This window comes from Acidianus sp. HS-5, assembly GCF_021655615.1.
Lineage (GTDB): Archaea > Thermoproteota > Thermoprotei_A > Sulfolobales > Sulfolobaceae > Acidianus.
In genome coordinates this window covers 2,305,721-2,322,485 of record NZ_AP025245.1, presented here as the reverse complement: position 1 = coordinate 2,322,485, position 16,765 = coordinate 2,305,721, and the positions used below count along the sequence as shown (strand labels likewise).

Genomic DNA, 16,765 nt, shown 5'->3' with positions numbered 1-16,765 from the left:
AATAGTTTAATCTAACATGTGGAGAATTTCGCTATGATATTTTATATCTTTCCACATTTCTACACATTTAATATTTCCCATATATAACCATACATTTCCAAAATGAGATCTCCTATCGTCTACGAATATTGCCTCTTCTGGCCTTATTTTAATTCCTTTGTTCCTTAAGTCATTAAATATCTCATTTATCATGATGAACTTGTAAGGAAAATCTCTGGATATGATAATATCAAAATATTTATATAAATCTAGGATTTGTAAGATTTTCTGAGTTTTCTCAGGATAGTTCCATGTTGCTAAACCTAATATTATGCCTCTTTTCTTTAATTCTTCTAATGTATCTCTAACTTCTGGGAAAACTTTCAATTTTCTTCCTTTAGAATCTTCAATTTCGTTCTTATCTATAGTTTTTATCGGTTCTTCGAATTCTGAAATATTATAATGATCCCAAAGAGTTCTGTCTGCATCAAATATTACTACTTTTATTTTCATCATTAGTCTCTGATGGTGGGAGGGTAAAATATATTATCTTTCCCTCGTGGTAGTCTCTGATTAACTGTCTTGCCGCCTCATCAATAAGCGGTTCTTTATCTTTCTTATAAAACCAGCCACGTTTAATTGCTATCTTTTGGAGCAAATCTAACCCATTAGAATAGTCTAACTTATATGCGGATTTTAATGCATTCTTGTCAAATTTTTCAATTCTATTTATAAGTAATAATGCGACCTTCACCGGATCTTCTATCTTTTCAACTGCTTGACCTCTTATTGCTCTTTCTAAAGGACTTCCGTCTGGAGGAATTATTCCTGGAGTATCCCAAGCGTAGATTTTTGAATCTATCTTAAATTTCTGAATAGTCTTAGTAAATCCATAAGCCATAGGATGGGCTGAAGTCGATGCAGAATGCCTTCCTTTCAGTGCATTTATTATTGAAGATTTTCCAGTCTTTGGATATCCTATTAAGCAAATAGTTCCTTCATTTCCTCTTAATACTTCTCTTATTGCATTACGTAAGATTTTAGTTCCCAAATGGGAAGTTGCTGAAATGTAGAGTGTTTTTATTTTATCTAAATTCTCTATATATGACTTCCATTTTTCTAGGACTTCTCTGGGTACTAAATCGCCTTTGTTAATGACTATTAAAAGTCCCTTGTTTTCCTTCTTTACTATACTTTCTATCTTTTTTGATCTTGTAAGGTCTGGTTCCCTAGAATCTACTATCTCTAAAACCGCGTCTGATTTCTTTATAACGTTTATTACATTCCCTAGCATTCATTTTATTTTCTTTTTTCCTCATTATATATTCATGCCAATTGGTAAGATTGCTACATTTGACGAAGGAAGTATTAACGGTAGTATTGAATACTCAACATTGCTGAAGGCAACAAGAGTTTCATCAGAAAATAGGGAACTGAATTATGCATTTTATGCTGAGAAGAAGCCTATAAAAGCATATATTGTTATTATAACGGAGGCAAAAGATTTAACTACAAAATGGAGGCTTTGGTTAAATAATTTTTCATTAACTAAGGAATTTAGACCTATAGATACTGTAAAATTCGGTAATTCTTATTATAATCTGAATATATACGATGTTACTCATTTAGTGAAAAACGGAAAAAATGAGTTTATTGTTTCGCATTCTTCATTTGAGGGAATTTGGATTCATATTATAAACTCAGTATTATTTTATGAAGTTCCAGAATTTAAAACATATTATAATCTTAAAGCAGGGATATATTTAATCCAGCCATCTGAAGAAATAGAGCTTAACGGAGAAGGAAGAAACTACGTTGTTGTTAAGAACCCCAATAAATCGATATTAAAGATTGTCAACAGTACTGGTACTGTTACGGAAATAGGAGGAAGTTTAGATAGTGACGAAATTGAGGTTAAAGGCCATCTAAGTATAATTCATGAATCTTCGCAGAGGAATCCTGCTTTTCTCTTTTTACATTACTCAGAGAATTCAGTAACTCCCAAGATTTCAATTAGCATAGACGGTAAGGTAAGTAAAGACAACAAAGTCGTAATAACGCTTTACAATGACGGGGAAGTAGATCTTGATAAAGTATTGCTCAATGCTATGCTGAACGGAGTTACTGTTCACTTTAAATCTTTTGATAATGTGAAAATAGGACAAAAAGTAAATTATGAGTTTCCTGTACCGAAAAAGGGTAATGTTCACTTAAGGATTGTTGGTGTAAAGTCTGGGTTTAGGAAAATCCTAGATAAGGATATTGAGTGGGAGACTGCCTAAGATAAAAGCTATCATGCCTATGAATGCCGAGCCTTTTAAAAAGCCTCTTGCATCTCCTCCTCCTTTTGTTGAAGTTTCGGCTAATATTGCCCTTAAAGTGAAAAATGCAAATGGAACTAGTAGAATACCGTAAATGATGTTAAATCCAAGTAACATTGGTAAAGGTGAAATTATTAGCATTAAAATTAATATTATTCTCGATGTACTCCAAGTAAATTTGATTCCTTTTGTAGTCGCCAAAGTTTTCACACCGTACTTTTTATCTCCTTCATAGTCTTCTATGCCCTTAACTAATTCTCTTCCTAGAGTAAGGAGAAAAGAGTAAGCTGTAGGGATTATCACTCTCACAAGCCAATTTCCTTCAAAATAAGCTATACCTCCGTAAAATATTGATAGTGCTGTAGTTGTCGCTACTATCATATTTCCAGGTAAGCCTTGCTTTTTCAAGCTTTTCGCGTAATATAATAGGGCAACTGAAGTTAATATTGCAAGTAATCCTTGGAATATTCCTAAGACGAAAGCTATACCGCTACCTATTACCATAGTAGAATACGATAAAATTACTGCGTTCTTTATACTTATTTTTCCTGAGGGCAGAGGTCTATCTGGTTTATTTATTTTATCTATTTCAACATCATAAACGTCATTTATTGCGTAACCTCCTGCAGCAACTAGAGATACGACTATGAGAGAGATTATTAATTTTTCAAAGTTAAAATTCCAAGCTGAAGAAACAACGTAGCCTGTAAAATCTCCTATTGCTGCTCCTATTACGTTATGTATCCTCACAAGCTTTAGATAAGGATTCACGATAGCGTTAAATGAGTATAAGAAAATAAAATTAGAGTATGGAAAAGGACTTAGAAATAGCTGAAAAGTATTTTAGAAAATATATTTCTGTTGGGGAAATAATTGCTGTTAGGGATTTGAAAGCCTTAGGAGTTAAAGAGCCTGAAAAAGTAATTGCTGAGTTAATGAGTAAAGGAATCATAGAAAAAGGAGAAGGGTGCTTTAATTTAGTGAGAGAAAAGAAGCATTGAATGGAAATCGAACTCCTTTTCCGCTCTTATTGTCTTATCCTTGTAAATTCTTGCTAAATATAACCAAGTTTTCCAAGTTTTCTCCACTAGTAACGTTAAATAATACTGTTTCCTTACTTCTTTAGATAATTCAGAAAAAGTCTTCTTATAATCTGTGGACGAAATCAGTTCGGCTATTCCGAATATCCCTCCTCCAGTGAAAGTTTTTATTAAGCCCGTTCTGTCACCGAATGTAGGGATATTCTGGATTCTAATAGGCTTTACTCTAGGTATTCCACCACCGTGAGTTTCAACTAGTCTTTTATCTAGATTAGGTAAGAAGTTTCTTGGTTCAAGATAAGATAATGAACCTATTAAAGTTTTATCGGGTAGAGGGACTATCCATGAAAATCCTCCAGGGTTCTTTGAATCAATAAAAACTGTAATTTTATCATCAGTAATCGGTTCTCTAACTTCCTCTATAGCTTTAATCCACTTAGCCTTGCCTTTCCAACCAGAGCAATCAATTACCTTACCTGTGTACACTGTATTATTGACTATAACTTCTTTTTCGCTTTTAATTTCTGCATTTACTGGTCTAATAACTTTTAATTCTTGGTCCAACCATTTCTCTAGATTTTCTCTATTTAATCTCAATACGTTAGTTTTGACAAAAATTGAATATTTATTATTTATAACTATCTCTATTTCTTTAAAGTCTCGGTCAATAAAATCCTTGGATATTCCCAACTTCTGAAAAGTGGAATAACTTATTATTCCAGTACATTTTTTGCCTGGAAATCTTTTCCTATCGAAAATAAGAACGTCTTCTCTTCTTTTTTCTCTATAGCCAAGTAAAAGTCCTGCTAAGCCTCCACCTACGATTAAAAGTCCGATGACCTATCAGCCTCATTCATACTGTATCTTTTTGCTCCTAATTCCTTTGCTATGTAAGCAAAGGCTTTCTTTGGTTCGCTCTTTGCTCCACAGGAGTAGACGTCAACTGTTGCAAATCTATATTCTGGCCAAGTATGAATAGTTATATGACTTTCTAATACTATTGCCACTACGCTTGCGCCTTCTCCTATTTTCCAAGCTTTAATGTCAAGGAGGGTCATGTTACCTATTTTTGCGGAATTTATTACTATGCTCTTTAATCTTTCCACGTCCTTCAAAGTGCTCTCATCGCAATCGTACAAGCTTCCGTAAACTTGTTTTCCTATAACTTTTGGTATTTCTTGATTTACCCCCATCATTTTTAAACCCCCCTTTATATACCCCCGAACCCTATTTATTTAAAATTAACCTAAACTTGTTACACGATTTTAAAGACTTAAAACTAGGGACAGCTTTAATATTTTTAATACATTAAATTCTAGATTTTTAAGATATATTCAGCTTAAAAAATTAGATTTTTAACGTTAAAGTCCTTATTTAACACATTGATGAAGAGTGAGTATAAGAAGGATTGTTCTCGACGTTTTAAAACCAATTAAAGGTTCTACAATAGTAGACTTAGCAGGGAAAATAACAGAACTTGAAGGAGTAGATGGAGTTAATATTAGCGTAACAGATATGGACGTTGAGACTATGGGATTAATGGTAGTTATAGAAGGGCCTAACATAAACTTTGAGGAAGTCAAAAAAGCCTTGGAAGAAGACGGTTGTGCAATCCACAGTATTGATGAAGTTGCAGCAGGAAATAAGCTAGTTGAAGGTAGGAAAGGAAAATGATGTGCGACGTTTGTAAATCTAGGGAAGCAGTAGTTTACCAGTCCCATACTGGGAGAAGGCTTTGTAAAGATTGTTTTATAGAAGATGTAAGACAGAGAGTTAAGAAGGAAGCAGAAAAACAAGGTCTTTTGAAAGCTAATAAAATTCTTTTGGCGGTTTCAGGAGGAAAAGATAGCTTAACTTTAGCAGACACTCTAGCCAGCTTTATTGAGCCTAAGAGGCTAGTAGCTTTTAATATTGTTGAAGGAATCTCTGGGTATAATAGAAGGGAACAAGCTGAAAAATTAAAGAAATATTTAGATGATTTAGGTATAGATTTAATCTCAACTTCATTTAGGGATTCTGTAGGTTACACCTTAGACGATATGGTAAAATCTGCTAGATTAAAAGGGTTGAGCATATCTGCCTGTACTTTCTGTGGAGGTTTTAGGAGGAAACTAATAAACGAAGCAGGGAGAGAAGTTAAAGCAGATTTAGTTGCTACTGGACATAATTTAGATGACGAAGCACAGACGGTCATTGTAAACATACTGAGAGGTGACGTCAAAAGGTTAGTCAGATTAGGAGATGTTCCTCTTAAATTAAGTGATAAATTCGTATTGAGGGTTAAGCCTTTGAGGAAGATTTACGAGTGGGAGACTACTATGTATGCTTTTCTGAAAGGATTTGAATTTCAGGAAGTCGAGTGTCCTTACATCTCTGCTAAACCTACATTAAGAGCTAGAGTAAGAGATTTACTTTATCTAATAGAACAGCAAAAGCCTGGCAGTTTACTTAGAATTGTTGAGGAATTTGATAAAATTTCCGAGTTGGTTAGGCAGCATTCTCCTAAAGAAGAATTACCTACTTGCAAGATTTGCGGTGAACCTACAAGTTACGGGAGAGATATATGCAAAAACTGTGAATTAATGTTACAGTCCGGACTATTTCCTCAGAAATATTTGCGTATCTCGTAAATTCTCTCTTCTACTCCTTTTCTCTTGTTTGCGACAGTTGCCATTGAGAATAATAGTGAAGATAATCTATTCAAATAAACTATTATCCATTTATCAAATTCGATCTCCTTAGAATATTTAACGGAATTCCTTTCCACTCTTCTAACAATACTTCTTACTACATGAAGGTAAGATGCTTCTTCAGAACCTCCTGGAATTACGAAAAGTTTTACGGGTCCGCTCTCTTTTCTATAAGCTACGGTTCTCTCTTCAAGCCACTTTACGTTTTCTTGAGTTATTTTAATATTTCCTGTACTTAATTCTTCTCCTATTGCGAAAAGTTCGTATTGAATTTTTTCAATATCTTTTCTCATATCTTCCCAAGGTAATTTAACTAAAGCTAAGCCTAAGAAGGAATTAACCTCATCTAAATCTCCAAGCATATTAACTAATGGTGAGTCTTTGCCTACTCTCTTATTTATAATGTTTGTTTTTCCATCGTCTCCAGTTCTTGTGAACATTTAATAAGCTTAAAAATAACCCGGTAATATAGGTTTTGGTGAGTTGAATTTCTCAGACTTTCAGCACATTCTTGGTCAATATATCCCAAAAATGGCAAAAGAAGTGGGAGGAAAGCAAAATATTTGAAAGTAATCCAGATAACAGTAGGAAAAAGTTCTTTACTACAGTAGCATTTCCTTACCCAAACAGTCCTTTTCACTTAGGTCACGGAAGAACATATACTACTGCTGATATTTATGCAAGATACTTGAGGATGGAAGGTTATAATGTATTATTTCCCATGGGCTTTCATTATACTGGGACGCCTATTATAACTATGGCAGATGATGTTGCCAAAGGAGAGAAGGAAGTCATTGACATTTTTAAGAATATTTATGAGATTCCATCGGAAGACATTCCAAAACTGTCCGACCCACTATTTATGGCAAATTACTTCAAGGAAGATATAAAGAAGGCTATGAGAGAGTTAGGCTTAAGTATAGATTGGAGAAGGGAATTCACAACAATAGATCCAGAATTTTCATCATTTATTGTATGGCAATTTAATAAATTACAGGAACAGGGTTATATAGTAAAAGATACTCATCCTGTAGGCTGGTGTCCAGTACATCACTTACCAGTGGGAATGCATGATACTAAAGGTGATATGGAACCGGATATAGGAGAATACGTGGTGATTTACTTCGAATCAGAGAAAGGTATCTTGCCAGTTGCTACTTTAAGACCGGAAACCGTATTCGGTGTAGTCGCCGTATGGGTTAATCCTAAGGTAACTTATACAGTAGCCGAAATAGACGGAAAGAACATGATAGTTACAGAAAGGGCGGCTTTCAAGTTAAGTTTCCAGATTGATAATGTTAAAGTTATAGATAAGATTTCTGGTTCCGATCTAACTAAATTAAAAGCTGTAAATCCAATAACAGGTCAAAGCGTTCCAATATTACCTGGAGACTTTGTAGATCCGGACATGGCAACTGGAGTAGTGATGAGCGTTCCGGCTCACGCTCCTTTTGATTATTACTATTTAAAGAAGGTAAGTCCTAATACTCAAATAATCCCGGTAATAAAGGTTGAAGGTTACGGCGATTCTCCAGCAGCAGAAGTAGTTGAGAAAGAAAAACCTAAGAATGACGCAGATCTAAAGAAATTAACAGAGCTAGTATATAGAACTGAATATAATAAAGGAAAAATGAGGGAAGATGTTATATCGAGAGTTAAATCTGAATATAGAGACGAATTAAAAGGTATAGTTGGATTATCTGTACCAGAAGCAAGGAAGATGATTACTGATTTTATAATTAATCATAGTTTAGGTAGGAAAATCTTAGAAATAATGAATAGGCCAGTATATTGCAGATGCGGAAACGAAGTAGTAGTAAAAATATTAAAGGATCAGTGGTTTTTAGATTACGGTAATCCAGAGTGGAAAGCAAAGGCAAAGAAATTATTATCCATGATGAGAGTAGTGCCTGAGGAAGTTAGAAAAGACTTTGAATATGCTTTAGATTGGTTACAAAAGAGAGCTTGTGCAAGAACTAGAGGTTTAGGTACTCCTTTACCTTGGGATAAGAAATGGATAATTGAAAGTTTATCAGACTCAACGATTTACATGGCTTATTATACTATTGCTCATAAAATAAGAAAGTATGGCTTACATGCTTCTCAACTAACTTTCGAATTCTGGGATTATGTAATGTTAGGAAAAGGTGATGCTAAGGAAGTATCAAAGACGACAAACATTCCAGAAGAGGTCTTGCAAGATTTAAGGAATGAGTTCGCTTACTGGTATCCATTAAACATGAGGCACAGCGGTTCGGACTTGATACCTAATCATTTATCATTCTTCATATTCAATCACGCTGCAGTATTTCCGGAGAATTTGTGGCCTAGAGGAGTTGCAGTTAACGGGCTAGTATTGTATGAAGGAAAGAAGATGAGTAAATCTCTAAGAAATATAATTCCATTAAGGAAGGCAATTAGGATTTACAGTCCTGACGTTATTAGAATAACTTTAGCTGCAACAGCAGATATGGGCTCAGAAACAAACTTTACAGAAGCTGTAGCAAAGTCAGTTATAGACAATTTGAAAAAATTCTATGACATGCTAACTACAATTAAAGCTTCTAATAGTACTGAGTTTGGAATTCCGGAAAAATGGATGCTTTCCAGACTGTATTCTACCATAAAAGAAGTTACACCAATGATGGAAGATATGAGATTCAGGGAAGCATTAAATGAAGTGTTATTTGGACTATCTTCAGATATTAATGATTATATGGAGATGACTAAAGCTGAAGGTAGGAATCCTAACGGTGATGTATTGAAAGTTGTTTTAGAAAGCTGGAGTAAATTAATAGCTCCTTTTGCACCTCACATTGCTGAAGAGGTTTGGAATTCATTAGGTCATGATACTTTTGTATCACTAGAAGAATGGCCTAAATTTGACGAAAGCAAAGTTGATATTAAGACTGAAGTAGCACACGAATATCATAAACTGATAATTGATGACGTTAAAGCTATCTTAAACGTCTATAAAGGAACTCCTAAGTTAGTTAAAATCTACGTTGCAGATAAATCAAAAATGCAATTGCTAATAGATGCATTAAATACAATCAGCACTGGAGGTAGTATGAAAACTTTCATGAGTTCTCACAAGCCTAAGAATAACGAAGAAGCAAAAGATCTACAAAAAATATTTCAATACGCACAAGGAATGGGAGATGAGATGAAGAAAATTGCGTCGTATGGATTTGATGAGGAAGAGCTAGTTAAGGATGGTTTAAGCTATATCAGATATAAGTTAGGATTAGAAGTAAAAGTCGGAAGATTCACTAGCGAAATTAAGAAGGATTATAATAAGGATGCACTTCCTCTAAGACCTGCAATCATTATAGAATAATCCTTATTTTCTTTCCCTCTATATCAATTTTATTAATTTCTTTTAGGAATAATAGTTTTTCCTTAACTTCTTCCCTTGGAATGCTTAACCTCTTTGAGGCAATGTTAACTAGATCTCTTATTTCGCATTCCCCTCCAAAGTCTTTTATAATATTAAGCAATTCGGTATAATCGCTTGCAAGTTCTACCTCTTTTATCTCACCGCTAATAATCTTAAACGGGATTACATCATCTTTAATCATCGCCTTATATTCATTATACCCAATTTTTTCCACTCGTATTTTTATAGCATCTATATTTAAATTCTTAAAAGATGTTGCGAAGATGAACTTATCTGGAAGTTCATTCTCGTTTTCTGCTTCAAAAACCAGGAAAGCAGAATTATCATCACACTTTATTGGGAAATCTATGTCTTTAGGGTAAAATTCCCACTTTATTTTACCAAAATTTCCTATACAGATATTCTTTCCAGTTTTCCTATGGTATAGTGAGGCAAAATTTATTAATAGAGTTAAATTCACTGAATAATAATAGGAAATTACTAAGCTTTTGCTATATACTAACCTTTCTAAAAACACGAGAAATTTTACACAAAAAATTTTTAAATTTATTTCAACCTTTTTACCAAGGGTTTCGTATTGCACCAACCGAGATACCTAAATGGCTAAAAGAAGCAAAAGAATACGATTATAGTGATATAAAGGAAGGAATAAGGCTTCACCTTAATGAATCCCCTTATTCTCCTCCAAGTTTTGTAATTCAAGCAGTTGAGAAGTACTTATCTCAAGGTAATAGGTATCAGCATCCAGATTTAACTTCAAGGTTTAAGGAACTAGCAGCAGAGTATAATAAGGTAGAGCCATCCAACATTTTTCCAACTCCAGGAGGAGACGGGGCTTTAAGGGCGACATTCTACAACTTCCTTAATCCAGGGGACCAAGTAGCTTATAATTTTCCTTCATATAGTATGTATTCAGTTTATTCCGCAGTTAGAGGATTAAAGGTAAATAAAGTAAATTTAATAGAGAATGGCGATTGGTGGAAAGAAGATTTAGATAAACTTCTAGATTATGCTAAGGATTCAAAATTAGTAATTATTGATGACCCAAATAATCCAACAGGTTCACCAATGTTAAAGGCTAATAAGGAAATTATTTCAACTTTAGCTGAGAACATAAAAGGATTTCTAGTATTGGATGAGGCATATTATGAATTTTCTGGTTATACTGCAGCATCATTAGTAAATGAGTATCCTAACGTTATGATAGTCAGGACCTTAAGCAAGGCTTTCTCTTTAGCGTCTTATAGAGTAGGCTATCTCATTGCAAATAAGGAGGTAGTTAATGCTCTAACAAAGACTTCCACGCCTTTCGATGTCGCATTGCCTTCGTTAATAGCTGGGATAACAGCATTAGAGAACTCATCTTATGCTAAAAATATAGTAAATGAAATTACTGAAAATAGAGAATACCTTTACTCTTCACTAAAAAGGCTTGGTTTAAAAGTGTATAAATCAGTTACTAATTTTCTTCTCATAAAGGATAATAGGGATTTATTAACTCCTCTAATGGAAAGAAAAATAGCAATTAGAAAACCCTTAGATGGGTTTTACAGAATAACCGTAGGAACAAAGGAACAATGTGAAATCTTGGTAAAAGCCTTAGGTGAGATTCTTGAAAGTGGCAATTCCAAATAAAGGAAGGCTTCAACAACCTACTTTACAGTTCTTAAGCCAAGTAGGAATTAAGCCGTTAGCAAGTGATGAAAGGGCTTTAATGATACCAACAAGCTGGGAAGGAGTACAGTTAGTTATGATGAGGACTGAGGATATTCCTAACCTAATTGAAGCAGGAGCTGCAGAAATAGGAATAAGCGGTCACGATTATGTTACAGAATCTAAGGCTGATGTTGAAGAATTAATAAAACTTGATTTCGGAAAGGCTAAAATAGTCTTAGCGGTACCGCAAAGTTGGGACGTAAATGACGTTGAAGATTTAAGGAGGAAGAAAAAAGGCATAAGAATTGCAACTAAATACCACAATGTAGCTAAGGAATATCTTGAAAAGGCAGATATAGATGCCAAAATAGTAAAAATAAGTGGAGCAGCAGAAGTTATGCCATCATTGGGAGCAGCAGACGCTATAATTGACGTAGTTAGCACAGGGACTACGTTAAAATTACATGGCTTAAAGCCTATTGATGAGATACTCCAAACTTATGCTGTAGTTATAGGTAACAAATATTGGATGAAATCCGAGGAGGCGGAGAAGGTAAACCTTGTATTAACTATGATGAAGGGGGTTATCTCTGCCAGAGGAAGGAAAATGATATTTATGAACGTTGATGATAGCAAGTTAGAATACGTAATATCTTCTTTACCTGCAATGTTATCTCCTGCTATTTCTAGGCTAAGTAAAAGCAATGCTTGGGAAGTAATTACAGTAGCCGAAGAGAGTCAATTGCCAGAGGTAATAGCTAAGGCAAAGGCGGCTGGGGCTAAAGATATTGTAGTTATAAACATAGAGAAGGTAGTTAAGTGATGGAAGTAGTCCCAAGTATAGATATAAGCCAAGGAAAGGCAGTAAAAAGAATCAAAGGGATTAAAGGTAGTGGGCTTATATTGGGTAATCCAACTAAAGTAGCCGAAGAAATTTATTCATTAGGATATAATTTCATTCATGTTGTTGATTTAGATGCTGCAGAAGGTACAGGAAATAATGAAGATAAGATAAAGGAAATTGTGAAAGTAGGTTTTAATAAGATCGAGGTAGGAGGAGGAATAAGAAGTGTTGAAAAAGCAAACGGACTCTTATCTCTTGGAGTTACAGACGTGGTAGTTTCATCAATTCTTTTCACCGATAAGGTCGAATTTGATAAAATGAGCAAATTATTTGGTGATAGGCTATTCTTCTCTATAGACTATTGTGGAGGAAAAACTCTAATCAGAGGCTGGAAGGAGAAAGCTAAGAGCGTGGATGAAACGCTCTCTGTAATTAAAGATTACGATATTAAGGGAGTAATTTTCACCTACGTGTGCAATGAAGGAACAAAGAAAGGGATAGACGACAATATTTCAATATACTCTGTTAAGGTGAATAAAATTAAAGGATATGCTGGAGGAATAAGTGATGTAAAAGACCTTCTCAAGTTAAAAGATAGTAAGATAGATTTTGCAATAGTAGGAATGGCTTTTTACTCAGGAAATTTAAAAGGTGTGAAGAATGTCTAGGTTAGCTAGAATAAAAAGAGACACTAAAGAGACTGAAATAGAGGTCCTGCTAGATATTGATACTCCTGGAGAAGTAGAAGTTTCAACTCCAGTGCCTTTCTTTAATCATATGTTAAATTCAATGTTATTTCACATGAATTCAACTACAAAAATTATTGCTAAGGATAAGCAGAATTACGATGATCATCACATAGTTGAGGATACTGCAATAGTTTTAGGAGAAGCATTTAAAGAGGCTTTAGGCAATAAAGCTGGAATAAGAAGATTTTTCAGCTTATTTACTCCAATGGATGAGGCTTTGGTTCTTATAGCTATAGACATTTCTGGAAGGGGCATGGGGATAGTGGATTTAGACCTGAAGAGGGAACAAATAGGTGGATTGTCAATGGAGAACGTTCCCCACTTTTTCAGGACTTTTGCTCAGAATGCGGGAATAACTTTGCATATCAAGAAGTTCGGCGGAGAGAACGAGCATCACATAATTGAGGCGGCATTTAAGGGTTTAGGAATTTCACTGTATGAAGCTTCTAGAATAATTAATAACAGATTGCCTACTACGAAGGGATTATTATGACTACGAAGAGAATTATTGCTTGTCTAGATGTAAAAAACGGTAGAGTAGTTAAGGGGGTTAATTTCCTAAATCTTAAGGATAAAGGAGATCCCGTTGAGCTTGCGGCAAGGTATGAAGAAGAAGGTGCTGATGAGATAGTATTTTTGGACATTTCTGCTACAATTGAAGGAAGGAGAACTCTGCTTGATGTTGTAAGGAATACTGCAAGCGTTTTATCAATTCCCTTAACTGTGGGAGGAGGAATAAGAAGCTTGGAAGACGTTTCAAGAATATTATCTTCTGGTGCAGATAAAGTTAGTATAAATACTGCCGCGATTGAAAATAAGCAAGTAATTACTCAATCCTCTGAAGAATTTGGCGCTCAAGCGGTAGTTGTTGCAATAGATGCTAAATTTGAAGGTAACTCTTGGATTGTTTATACTAAATCTGGAACATTTAGAACAGGACTAGATGCAGTTAGTTGGTCTAAAGAAGTAGAAAAGTTAGGTGCAGGAGAAGTTCTCTTGACCAGTATTGATAAAGATGGAACAAGGTCAGGTTATGATATTAAACTAACAAAGGCTGTAGCTGAGGCAGTTAATATTCCAGTAATAGCAAGTGGAGGAGCAGGAAAACAAGAGCACTTCCTTGATATTTTAACAGAAGGTAAAGCAGATGCTGCTTTGGCCGCTGGAGTTTTCCATGATGGAGTTATCAGAATCAAGGATTTAAAGTATTATTTAAAAGCAAGAGGGGTTGAAGTGAGGATATGATAATTAAAGAATTTCCTAAAAGTAGGCCTATAAGTTTCGATAATGTATTAGATAAGGTAAACGAAATTGTAGAGAAAGTAAAAAGAGAAGGCGATAGCGCTTTAGTCGAATTTACTGAAAAATTTGACGGGATAAAACTTGATAATATAAAAGTTTCATGGGATGAAATTCATTATTATGCGTCTTCTCTTCCTGACGATGTCAAAAACGCTATTGATATAATATCAGAACAAATAAAGGAGTTTCATACTTCAATTAAGCCTCCTCAGATAGGTGGAGGAAGGGGCGGAGTCGAATTTGGAATAGTATGGACTCCTTTAGAAAAAGTTGGGATTTATGTACCGGGAGGAAAGAAGCTTTATCCTTCAACTCTGCTGATGGCTGGAATACCTGCAGTAGTTGCTGGAGTTAAGGAAATTTATGTTGCAACTCCCACTAAAGGAAAAATTGATCCAGCAATTGCGTACATTGCTAAAAGGCTTAACGTTAAAGAAGTGTATAGAGTTGGAGGATCTCAAGCAATAGCTGCATTAGCTTACGGTACTGAAAGCGTTAAAAAAGTTGATAAGATAGTTGGTCCAGGTAACGTTTATGTCCAAGCCGCCAAGTACCTTGTAAGTAAGGATGTAGGAATAGATGGTATAGAAGGACCTACTGAGTTAGTCATTGTCGCAGATGATTCTGCAAATCCTGAGCAAGTTTACCTGGATTTATTGGCTCAAGGAGAGCACGGCACTTCTACCCTGCTTGTACTAATTTCAACTTCCGATAAGGTACTGAAGGAAATTGAGGATAGAGCTTCAAACCTAGAGCTTACAATTTATTTAGTGAAGGCAAAAGACCTAGAAGAGGCTGTAAATTATGCTAATGAAATAGCTCCAGAACATCTTTCTTTACAGGTTTCTTCCCCTAGAGAGACTTTAAAAATGGTTAGAAATGCTGGAGCCGTGACTTTAGGCATAACTCCTCCTGCAATCATTGATTACAGTGCAGGACCTGATCATATATTACCTACAAATAGTTGGGCTAGGTTTAAAGGAGGACTTACGGTTTATGATTTCCTTAAGCCTATCTCTTTTGCTCAAGCTACTAATCCAGATAAGGAGTTAATAAATGCCGCAACTATTTTGGCAAAATATGAAGGATTTGAGATTCATTCTAGAAGCATAGGTGATAGATATGTCTGAAGTTCTAGACAAGTTGTATGAAATAATACTTGAAAGACTTGAAAAGATGCCCGAAAATAGTTATACTGCAGAGCTTGCAAAGAAAGGAAAGGGACATATTGCGAGAAAAGTTGGTGAAGAGGCTGTTGAAACTATTGTTGCATCATTATATGAAGGAAGAGACAGGTTCATATCAGAGGCCGCGGATTTAATGTATCACCTATGGGTTCTAATGGCAGTAGAGGGAGTTAAGCCAGAAGAATTATACGATGAATTAAAGAGGAGGATGAAATGAAGGCCTTGGTAGTTAACTACGGTGTAGGTAACTTATTCAGCATTTCTTCCGGTTTAAAGAGAGCTGGGTTTGAAGTTGAAATAAGCAAGGAAATTAAGCCTGCAGATCTCATAGTTTTTCCTGGCGTTGGATCATTTTCAGCAGTTTCCAATTTTATTCTGACTAATTCTGATATAATAAATGACCTTAAGAAATCAGGAGTTCATTTCTTGGGTGTCTGCTTAGGACTCCAAATAATGTTTGAGAAAGGAACAGAAGGAGGTGAAAGTAAGGGACTGGGTTGGTTTAAAGGAGTAGTAGATAAAATTCAAGCTAATGTCAAGTTACCTCATATAGGTTGGGATAAAATCTACGTGACAGGAGATTGCGAGCTTTCAGACGAGCTTGACGGCAAATATGCTTATTATGTGCATAGTTATGTCGCTTATACAGACGACAATGTGGTGATGAAATCCAACTACGGAATAGATTACCCTGCAATGATATGCAAGGAGAACGTTGTAGGTACGCAATTTCACCCAGAAAAAAGCAGTGGAACAGGAAGAATATTTTTTGAAAACTTAAAGAGGTGGGTGTCACGTTAAAGCTTTCAGAGGACGAAGCTAGGAAGATTGTAGAGAAGCTTAATTTTAGACATGAATATGATACTGTAATAGCAGTTCTTCAGCATTACGAAACTAAGGATATTCTCATGGTAGGTAATATGAATAAGGAGGCAGTTTTTAAGACTCTAACTTCTGGTATGACTCACTTTTGGTCTTTAAGCAGGAAAAAACTTTGGTTAAAAGGAGAAACTAGTAAGCATTTTCAATTAGTGGAGGATTTTTTCATTGATTGTGACGAGGATGCAGTAGTCTTCCTTGTAAATCCATTAGGTCCTACTTGCCATACTGGAAATTATACATGTTTTTATAGAAATTATAGAAGTTTTATAGCTAAGCATTAAATTCTCTGCTTGCAAGGTATATATGATAAAAATGTCACAAATCAACAAGGAAGAATGGAAGAAAAAAATCATGGAAGGTTTAACGCAAGTATTCGACCCAGAAATTCCAGTAGACATAGTGAATTTAGGTTTAGTATATGATTTGCAGATTTCTGATGAAGGAGACGTTTATATAAAGTTAGGCTTAACTGCTCCAGGTTGTCCTGTTGTTGATGATCTAGTTTACACTGTAGAACAAGTAATAAAGGAGTCTGTTCCAGCAAGAAAGGTCGACATTGATATAGACTTAGATACTCCTTGGAGTCCATTAAAAATGTCTCCAGAAGGTAGAGAGAAGTTCAAGAAATTATATGGTTATGATATAGTAGAAATGTGGGTACAGACGTACGGCTTACCTGCTCAAGAACAGAAGTCATAAAATCCCCGAATTTTGT

General features: G+C 35.0%; 22 protein-coding genes. 15 read left to right on the top strand and 7 right to left on the bottom strand.

Annotated elements, in window-relative coordinates; genetic code table 11:
• Positions 1-6: 6 nt before the first annotated feature.
• Both HS5_RS12855 and HS5_RS12850 read right to left on the bottom strand, forming a co-directional pair.
• Positions 7-492: a magnesium-dependent phosphatase-1 gene (locus HS5_RS12855; protein WP_236751765.1), complete on the bottom strand. Its 486-nt coding sequence runs from the start codon at positions 490-492 to the stop codon at positions 7-9.
• A complete protein-coding gene (locus tag HS5_RS12850) occupies positions 467-1,273 on the bottom strand; it encodes a GTPase (RefSeq protein ID WP_236751764.1) in 807 nt (268 codons plus the stop codon). Before HS5_RS12850 ends, HS5_RS12855 begins: the two co-directional genes overlap by 26 nt.
• Positions 1,274-1,307: 34 nt before the next feature.
• On the opposite strand from HS5_RS12850, the gene HS5_RS12845 reads away from it, so the two are divergent.
• Positions 1,308-2,261 (top strand): hypothetical protein, encoded by a 954-nt coding sequence (locus tag HS5_RS12845; protein WP_236751763.1) that lies wholly within the window; start codon positions 1,308-1,310, stop codon positions 2,259-2,261.
• Here HS5_RS12845 and HS5_RS12840 read toward each other — a convergent pair.
• On the bottom strand, positions 2,229-3,071 hold the full coding sequence (locus HS5_RS12840; protein WP_236751762.1) for a UbiA family prenyltransferase: 843 nt from the start codon (positions 3,069-3,071) through the stop codon (positions 2,229-2,231). The genes HS5_RS12845 and HS5_RS12840 overlap by 33 nt on opposite strands.
• Positions 3,072-3,109: 38 nt before the next feature.
• Here HS5_RS12840 and HS5_RS12835 point away from each other — a divergent pair, with 38 nt between their 5' ends.
• Entirely contained in the window at positions 3,110-3,301 is a 192-nt protein-coding gene (locus HS5_RS12835) for a hypothetical protein (RefSeq protein ID WP_236751761.1), read from the top strand.
• On the opposite strand, the gene HS5_RS12830 is transcribed toward HS5_RS12835, so the two are convergent.
• Positions 3,278-3,904 carry an NAD(P)/FAD-dependent oxidoreductase gene (locus tag HS5_RS12830; RefSeq protein WP_236751760.1) on the bottom strand — a complete coding sequence of 209 codons (627 nt, stop codon included), beginning with the start codon at positions 3,902-3,904 and terminating at the stop codon, positions 3,278-3,280. The two genes, HS5_RS12835 and HS5_RS12830, sit on opposite strands and share 24 nt — an antisense overlap.
• A gap of 260 nt (positions 3,905-4,164) precedes the next feature.
• Positions 4,165-4,536 (bottom strand): adenosylmethionine decarboxylase, encoded by a 372-nt coding sequence (gene speD, locus HS5_RS12825; RefSeq protein ID WP_236751759.1) that lies wholly within the window; start codon positions 4,534-4,536, stop codon positions 4,165-4,167.
• A gap of 196 nt (positions 4,537-4,732) precedes the next feature.
• Between speD and HS5_RS12820 the strand changes: the two genes are divergently transcribed.
• Together HS5_RS12820 and HS5_RS12815 are read left to right on the top strand one after the other, a co-directional pair.
• Positions 4,733-5,014, top strand: a complete 282-nt coding sequence (locus tag HS5_RS12820) for a DUF211 domain-containing protein (protein ID WP_236751758.1) — start codon at positions 4,733-4,735, stop codon at positions 5,012-5,014.
• The gene (locus HS5_RS12815; RefSeq protein ID WP_236751757.1) at positions 5,011-5,970 is read left to right on the top strand and encodes a TIGR00269 family protein; all 960 of its coding nucleotides are present in this window, start codon (positions 5,011-5,013) and stop codon (positions 5,968-5,970) included. The genes HS5_RS12820 and HS5_RS12815 overlap by 4 nt, the downstream gene beginning before the upstream one ends.
• On the opposite strand, the gene HS5_RS12810 is transcribed toward HS5_RS12815, so the two are convergent.
• On the bottom strand, positions 5,946-6,470 hold the full coding sequence (locus tag HS5_RS12810) for a cob(I)yrinic acid a,c-diamide adenosyltransferase (RefSeq protein ID WP_236751756.1): 525 nt from the start codon (positions 6,468-6,470) through the stop codon (positions 5,946-5,948). The two genes, HS5_RS12815 and HS5_RS12810, sit on opposite strands and share 25 nt — an antisense overlap.
• A 71-nt stretch (positions 6,471-6,541) precedes the next feature.
• On the opposite strand from HS5_RS12810, the gene leuS reads away from it, so the two are divergent.
• Positions 6,542-9,370, top strand: a complete 2,829-nt coding sequence (leuS, locus tag HS5_RS12805) for a leucine--tRNA ligase (RefSeq protein WP_236751755.1) — start codon at positions 6,542-6,544, stop codon at positions 9,368-9,370.
• Here the strand turns inward: leuS and HS5_RS12800 are convergent.
• Entirely contained in the window at positions 9,360-9,890 is a 531-nt protein-coding gene (locus HS5_RS12800) for a hypothetical protein (protein ID WP_236751754.1), read from the bottom strand. The two genes, leuS and HS5_RS12800, sit on opposite strands and share 11 nt — an antisense overlap.
• Positions 9,891-9,952: 62 nt before the next feature.
• On the opposite strand from HS5_RS12800, the gene hisC reads away from it, so the two are divergent.
• From hisC to HS5_RS12750, 10 genes are read left to right on the top strand one after another with little or no spacing between them, the layout of a single operon-like run.
• Entirely contained in the window at positions 9,953-11,065 is a 1,113-nt protein-coding gene (hisC, locus tag HS5_RS12795; RefSeq protein WP_236753588.1) for a histidinol-phosphate transaminase, read from the top strand.
• A complete protein-coding gene (gene hisG, locus HS5_RS12790) occupies positions 11,043-11,909 on the top strand; it encodes an ATP phosphoribosyltransferase (protein ID WP_236751753.1) in 867 nt (288 codons plus the stop codon). Before hisC ends, hisG begins: the two co-directional genes overlap by 23 nt.
• Positions 11,906-12,598 (top strand): 1-(5-phosphoribosyl)-5-((5-phosphoribosylamino)methylideneamino)imidazole-4-carboxamide isomerase, encoded by a 693-nt coding sequence (gene hisA, locus HS5_RS12785; protein ID WP_236751752.1) that lies wholly within the window; start codon positions 11,906-11,908, stop codon positions 12,596-12,598. The genes hisG and hisA overlap by 4 nt, the downstream gene beginning before the upstream one ends.
• Positions 12,591-13,172: an imidazoleglycerol-phosphate dehydratase gene (hisBd, locus tag HS5_RS12780; protein WP_236751751.1), complete on the top strand. Its 582-nt coding sequence runs from the start codon at positions 12,591-12,593 to the stop codon at positions 13,170-13,172. Before hisA ends, hisBd begins: the two co-directional genes overlap by 8 nt.
• Entirely contained in the window at positions 13,169-13,924 is a 756-nt protein-coding gene (hisF, locus tag HS5_RS12775) for an imidazole glycerol phosphate synthase subunit HisF (RefSeq protein WP_236751750.1), read from the top strand. The genes hisBd and hisF overlap by 4 nt, the downstream gene beginning before the upstream one ends.
• Positions 13,921-15,111 (top strand): histidinol dehydrogenase, encoded by a 1,191-nt coding sequence (gene hisD / locus HS5_RS12770; RefSeq protein ID WP_236751749.1) that lies wholly within the window; start codon positions 13,921-13,923, stop codon positions 15,109-15,111. Before hisF ends, hisD begins: the two co-directional genes overlap by 4 nt.
• Positions 15,104-15,385: a phosphoribosyl-ATP diphosphatase gene (gene hisE, locus HS5_RS12765; RefSeq protein WP_236751748.1), complete on the top strand. Its 282-nt coding sequence runs from the start codon at positions 15,104-15,106 to the stop codon at positions 15,383-15,385. Before hisD ends, hisE begins: the two co-directional genes overlap by 8 nt.
• On the top strand, positions 15,382-15,969 hold the full coding sequence (hisH, locus tag HS5_RS12760) for an imidazole glycerol phosphate synthase subunit HisH (protein WP_236751747.1): 588 nt from the start codon (positions 15,382-15,384) through the stop codon (positions 15,967-15,969). Before hisE ends, hisH begins: the two co-directional genes overlap by 4 nt.
• Entirely contained in the window at positions 15,954-16,331 is a 378-nt protein-coding gene (gene hisI, locus HS5_RS12755; RefSeq protein ID WP_256445547.1) for a phosphoribosyl-AMP cyclohydrolase, read from the top strand. The genes hisH and hisI overlap by 16 nt, the downstream gene beginning before the upstream one ends.
• 31 nt (positions 16,332-16,362) lie before the next feature.
• The gene (locus HS5_RS12750; RefSeq protein WP_236751746.1) at positions 16,363-16,749 is read left to right on the top strand and encodes a metal-sulfur cluster assembly factor; all 387 of its coding nucleotides are present in this window, start codon (positions 16,363-16,365) and stop codon (positions 16,747-16,749) included.
• Positions 16,750-16,765 lie beyond the last annotated feature (16 nt).

Coding starts and splice junctions, on each gene's coding strand:
- HS5_RS12855 (WP_236751765.1), bottom strand. CDS start 492: ATGAAAATAAAAGTAGTAATATTTGATGCAGACAGAACTCTTTGGGAT.
- HS5_RS12850 (WP_236751764.1), bottom strand. CDS start 1,273: ATGCTAGGGAATGTAATAAACGTTATAAAGAAATCAGACGCGGTTTTA.
- HS5_RS12845 (WP_236751763.1), top strand. CDS start 1,308: ATGCCAATTGGTAAGATTGCTACATTTGACGAAGGAAGTATTAACGGT.
- HS5_RS12835 (WP_236751761.1), top strand. CDS start 3,110: ATGGAAAAGGACTTAGAAATAGCTGAAAAGTATTTTAGAAAATATATT.
- speD (WP_236751759.1), bottom strand. CDS start 4,536: ATGATGGGGGTAAATCAAGAAATACCAAAAGTTATAGGAAAACAAGTT.
- HS5_RS12815 (WP_236751757.1), top strand. CDS start 5,011: ATGATGTGCGACGTTTGTAAATCTAGGGAAGCAGTAGTTTACCAGTCC.
- HS5_RS12810 (WP_236751756.1), bottom strand. CDS start 6,470: ATGTTCACAAGAACTGGAGACGATGGAAAAACAAACATTATAAATAAG.
- hisBd (WP_236751751.1), top strand. CDS start 12,591: ATGTCTAGGTTAGCTAGAATAAAAAGAGACACTAAAGAGACTGAAATA.
- hisF (WP_236751750.1), top strand. CDS start 13,169: ATGACTACGAAGAGAATTATTGCTTGTCTAGATGTAAAAAACGGTAGA.
- hisD (WP_236751749.1), top strand. CDS start 13,921: ATGATAATTAAAGAATTTCCTAAAAGTAGGCCTATAAGTTTCGATAAT.
- hisE (WP_236751748.1), top strand. CDS start 15,104: ATGTCTGAAGTTCTAGACAAGTTGTATGAAATAATACTTGAAAGACTT.
- hisH (WP_236751747.1), top strand. CDS start 15,382: ATGAAGGCCTTGGTAGTTAACTACGGTGTAGGTAACTTATTCAGCATT.
- HS5_RS12750 (WP_236751746.1), top strand. CDS start 16,363: ATGTCACAAATCAACAAGGAAGAATGGAAGAAAAAAATCATGGAAGGT.